Origin of the sequence: Aeromicrobium sp. REDSEA-S32_B7 (genome assembly GCF_001626145.1) — a bacterium.
In the GTDB taxonomy this organism is placed as follows: domain Bacteria; phylum Actinomycetota; class Actinomycetes; order Propionibacteriales; family Nocardioidaceae; genus Aeromicrobium; species Aeromicrobium erythreum.
Genome location: NZ_LUNF01000244.1, coordinates 1 through 5,479, shown reverse-complemented (window position 1 = coordinate 5,479; position 5,479 = coordinate 1). Strand labels below are relative to the sequence as shown.

Sequence of the window (5,479 nt, the reverse complement as noted above, 5' to 3'; positions counted from 1 at the left end):
GGCGAGGCCAAGGTCCGGGGAGCGGGCGTCGTGTCCGTCGCGACCCGTCGCGGGCACCGGGAGCTCACCGTCCCTGGAGCCGCGCCGCGGCGAAGCCGTCCCTGGAGCTCCTACGCCCCCACGGCCGCCACGCTGCCCGACGGCTCGCTGCGCGTCGAGACCGCCTTCACCCGTCTCACGGGCCTCTCGCCCGTCCTCCTCGCGGGCATGACGCCTACGACCGTCGACGCCAAGATCGTCGCCGCGGCTGCCAACGCCGGGTTCTGGGCCGAGCTGGCCGGTGGCGGCCAGGTGAGCGAGCCGATCTTCGCCGACCGCATGGTCGAGCTGCGCGAGCTGCTCGAAGAGGGCCGCACCTTCCAGTTCAACTCCCTCTTCCTCGACCCGTACCTCTGGAAGCTGCAGCTCGGCGGCCAGCGGCTGGTGCAGAAGGCGCGCGCTGCGGGCGCGCCGGTCGACGGCGTCGTCGTCACCGCGGGCGTCCCCGAGCTCGACGAGGCCGTCGCGCTCGTCGAGGAGCTCTCGGAGGTGGGTGTCCAGCACGTCGCGTTCAAGCCGGGCACCGTCGCGCAGATCCGTCAGGTGCTCGCCATCGCGGAGCAGGTCGCACCGCGTCCGGTCATGATCCAGATCGAGGGCGGGAAGGCCGGCGGTCACCACTCCTGGGAGGACCTCGACGACCTGCTCGTCGCCACGTACGCCCAGCTGCGCGCGCACGACAACGTCGTGGTGTGCGTCGGCGGCGGCATCGGCACGCCCGAGGTCGCCGCGGCCTACCTGACCGGCGAGTGGGCGCGTGCCCACGGCCACCCGGTGATGCCGCTCGACGGCGTGCTCGTCGGCACGGCCGCCATGGCGACGCTCGAGGCCACCACCGCGCCCGACGTCAAGCAGCTGCTCGTCGACACCCCGGGCACCACCGACTGGGTGGGTGCGGGCCACGCGTCCGGCGGCATGGCGTCGGGTCGCAGCCAGCTCGGTGCCGACATCCACGAGATCGACAACACCGCCTCGCGCACCGGTCGCCTGCTCGACGAGGTGGCCGGTGACGCCGACGCCGTCGCGGCCCGCCGCGACGAGATCGTCGAGGCGCTCGACCGCACCGCCAAGCCGTACTTCGGCGACGTCGCCGCCATGACCTACGGCGCCTGGCTCGACCGCTTCGCGGCCCTCACGACCGACCATGTCGCCTCGACGGGCATCGACGAGGACGGAGGCAGCACCTGGCTCGACGTGACCTTGCGCGATCGCTTCCACACGATGCTGCAGCGCGCGGAGGCGCGTCTGGCGCCCGAGGACCACGGCGACGTCGCCACGCTCTTCGCCGCGCCGGCCGACGTCGAGGACGCGGCGACTGCCCTCGCTACGCTGCGGGAGACCTACCCGGCCGCCGACGACGTCGTGCTGCACCCGGCCGACGTACCGTTCTTCGTGCAGGTGTGCCGTCGCCCGGGCAAGCCCGTGCCGTTCGTGCCGGTGATCGACGCCGACGTGCGTCGCTGGTGGCGCTCGGACTCGCTGTGGCAGGCGCACGACCCGCGCTTCGGCGCCGACCAGGTCTGCGTCATCCCCGGCACGGTCTCGGTCGCCGGCATCACCCGCGTCGACGAGCCGGTGGGCGACCTGCTGCGCCGCTTCGAGGAGGCGACGGTCGACGCGGTGCTCGCCGCAGGCGCCGCGCCGCGCGAGGTCGTCGGCCTGCGTCGCGCGGAGGGTGCCGACGGCGCCGTCTCGCTCGTGCTGGCGGCGCCGGACGCCGTCTGGGCCGGCCGCACGGTCCGCAACCCCGTCCACCGGCTCGGGGCCCCGGCCTCGACGTCGAGCGGGTGGGTCATCGTGGCCCCCGAGCGCGCGGAGCACCCCGAGACGGGTGCCGTGCTGACCGGGGCAGGGAGCACGGCCGAGCTGACGGTCCCGCTCGACCGCGCCGGCCGGGTGCTGACCCTGGCCTTCGACGTGACCGACGCCGTCGCCACCGGCGCGGCGCCCGTCGTGCCGGTCTCGACCGCCGCGTCGGCCATGCTCGACCTGCTCACCGCCGCGGCGGGTGGCTCGCTGCCGACGGTGACGGACGGCGCCGCCGAGCTCGTCGCCCCCTGGAGCGACGACGTCGTGGCCGACCACGCGGGCGTCACGTCCGGCACCACGACCGACGTCGTCCCCGACGCGCTCGTCGGGCTGGCCTGGCCCGCGGTCTTCGCGGTGATCGGCGCGGCCCGCGCTGCGTCGGGCGAGCCGGTCGTGGAGGGCATGCTCGACCTCGTCCACCTCGACCACGCCGTCGCACTCACCGACACGCCGGCCGACGGGGCCGACCTCGCCGTCCGCGCCTCGCTGCGCTCGGTGGAGGCCACCGACCTCGGGCGCGTCGTCACGGTCGACGTCGCGGTGCGCCAGCACGACTCCACCGTCGCGACGCTCGTCGAGCGCTTCTGCGTCCGCGGTCGCCCGGGCGACGCCCACGCCGGGGAGCCCGTGCGCGCCGGCGGACGGCTCATCCACACCAGCACGGCCGCCGCACGCCTCGCCGGGCTCGGCGAGCCGATCGCCCACGGCATGTGGCTCTCGGCCGCGGCGCAGCGCGTCGTCGTCGAGCAGACCGGGCGCACCCTGCTCGGCTGGACCACGCGCTGGCTCAGCCCGCTGGCTCCGGGGGCGGAGGTCTCGGTCAAGGCCGAGCGCACCGCCCTCGTCGAGGGCGACGAGGTCGTCGAGGTCACCTGCCGTGCGGGCGGTGAGCTCGTCATGGCCGCCACCGCACGGCTGCGTGCGCCGCGCACCGCGTACGCGTTCCCGGGCCAGGGCATCCAGCACGCAGGCATGGGCATGGCGGGCTACCAGCGGTCGAAGGCGGCCCGGGCCGTGTGGGACCGTGCCGACGCGCACACCCGCGAGGCGCTCGGCTTCTCGATCCTCACGGTGGTGCGCGACAACCCGACCGTCCTCGTCGCTGACGGCGTCACGCACCGCCACCCCGACGGCGTGCTCTTCCTGACGCAGTTCACGCAGGTGGCCATGGCCGTCCTCGGGGCGGCGCAGATGGCCGAGCTGCGCGAGTCGGGTGCGTTCGTCGAGGGCTCCGTGCTGGCCGGCCACTCCGTGGGCGAGTACAACGCCCTCGCAGCGGTCTCCGGCGTGATCCCGCTCGAGGCCGTCGTCGAGGTCGTGTTCCAGCGCGGCTCCGTCATGCACACCCTCGTCCCGCGTGACGAGCAGGGCCGCAGCGACTACCGGCTCGCCGCCATCCGTCCGTCGCAGATCGGACTGGAGGACGACACGGCGGGGGCGTCGGGCCGTGGGCGACAGATGGAGACGGTCACGGACTACGTCGACGGCGTGGCCGAGCGCAGCGGCGAGTTCCTGCAGATCGTCAACTACAACCTGCGCGGCTCGCAGTACGCGATCGCCGGCACGGTGAAGGGCTTGGAGGTGCTCGAGGCCGACATCGCCGAGCGTCGGGAGCGGTTCGGCGGCAAGGCCGCGTTCATCCTGGTGCCGGGCATCGACGTGCCGTTCCACTCGCGCGTGCTGCACGGTGGCGTGCCCGACTTCCGCGCCCGCCTGGAGGAGCTGCTGCCGGCCGAGATCGACCCGTCGATCCTCGAGGGCCGCTACGTGCCGAACCTCGTGCCGCGGCCGTTCTCGCTCGCGGAGGACTTCATCCAGGAGGTCGCCGACCTGGTCGGCCCCTCGCCTCTCGACGCCGTCCTCGCCGACGTCGACGCGTGGACCGCCCGCCCCCAGGCGCTGTGCCGCACGCTGCTCGTCGAGCTGCTGGCCTGGCAGTTCGCCAGCCCGGTGCGCTGGATCGAGACGCAGGACCTCATGTTCGCGAGCGTCGAGAACGGTGGCCTCGGGGTCGAACGGTTCGTGGAGATCGGCGTGGGACAGTCGCCGACGGTCGCGAACCTGGCGTCGTCGACGCTCAAGCTCCCGGCGGTGCAGTCGACGTTCGGCGCCCGCGGCGTCGACGTCGCGAACATCGAGCGCGACGCCGCCGCGGTGTTCGCGACCGACGAGGACCCGGTGCCGGTCGAGGACGAGGTCGTCGCGGAGTCCCCGGCTGCCGAGGGAGCAGCCGCTCCCGTCGCCGCGGCGCCCGCTGCTGCACCCACGTCGTCGGGTCCCCGTCCCGACGACCTCGCCTTCGACGCCGCCGACGGCACCCGCACGCTCATCGCGTGGTGGACCAAGCTGCGGCCCGAGCAGATCGGTGCCGCCGACTCCATCGAATCGCTGTGCGACGGTGCGTCGTCGCGCCGCAACCAGCTGCTCGTCGACCTCGGCGGCGAGCTGTCGCTGGGGGCCATCGACGGTGCGGCCGACGCCGACGTGCCGACCCTGTCGGCCCAGGTGAAGGGTCTGGCCCGCGGCTACAAGCCGTTCGGGCCGGTGCTCTCGGCGACCTTCGCCGACCACCTGAAGAAGGTGCTCGGGCCGACGGGTCGCAAGCAGTCGGCCGTGGCCGACCGCGTGACCGACGTCTGGCAGCTCGGCGCGGGCTGGGCCAGCCACGTGCTGGCCGAGCTGGCCCTCTCGACGCGTGAGGGCGCGAGCGTGCGCGGGGGCGACCTCGCCACCGTCGCCATGCCGACGAACGGTGCCGAGGTCGACGCGGCCGTCGACGCCGCCGTGCAGGCCGTGGCGGCACGCCACGGCGTGAGCGTCGCGCTGCCGTCCACCGGCGGCTCCGACACCACCGTCGACGCCGCCGCGCTGGCGGAGATCACCGGCGAGATCACCGGACCCGACGGCGTGCTCGCGAGCACCGCCCGTCACCTGCTGGACCGGCTCGGCCTCGCGGCCGAGGCGCCCGTCGTCGAGGACGACGAGGACGCCCGGCGCGTGCTCGCGCGGGTCGAGGCCGAGCTCGGCTCCGACTGGGTCGAGGCCGTCGCGCCCGCGTTCGACGAGCGTCGGGCCGTGCTGCTCGACGACCGGTGGGCGAGCGCCCGTGAGGACCTGGCGCGGCTCGCGCTCGGTCAGGTCGACGTCGAGCCCGGCCGGTTCACGGGTGCCGGCGACGTCATCGCGAGCCAGGCCCGCTGGTGGGCGGGGCGCACCGACGACGCAGGACTCGAGAGGCGTCTGGAGCAGGTGGCCGACGTCGCGCTCGACACGACGCCCGGCGCCTGGGCCGACGACGTCGCGCTCGTCACCGGTGCCAGCCGCGGCTCCATCGCCGCGTCGGTGGTGGGCGAGCTGCTCGCCGGCGGCGCGACGGTCGTCGCCACCACGTCGAGCCTCGACAGCCGCAAGGTCGGCTTCTTCCGCGAGCTCTACCGCTCGCACGCCCGCACCGGCGCCCGCCTCTGGGTGGTCCCCGCCAACATGGCCTCGTTCGCCGACGTCGACGCGCTCGCGTCGTGGGTGGTCGCCGAGCAGTCGCGCACGGTCGGCAGCACCAAGCACGTGACCAAGCCGGCCCTCGTGCCGACGATGCTCGTGCCGTTCGCGGCGGGGCGCGTCATGGGAGACC

1 protein-coding gene is annotated in these 5,479 nt (G+C 74.7%); it reads left to right on the top strand.

The genetic code is table 11. The annotated features are described in order from the left end of the window. Nucleotides 1-30 precede the first annotated feature (30 nt). The coding region (locus tag A6Q79_RS15475) for a fatty acid synthase subunit beta domain-containing protein (protein ID WP_317698718.1) at nucleotides 31-5,479 on the top strand (5,449 nt) is incomplete at its 3' end.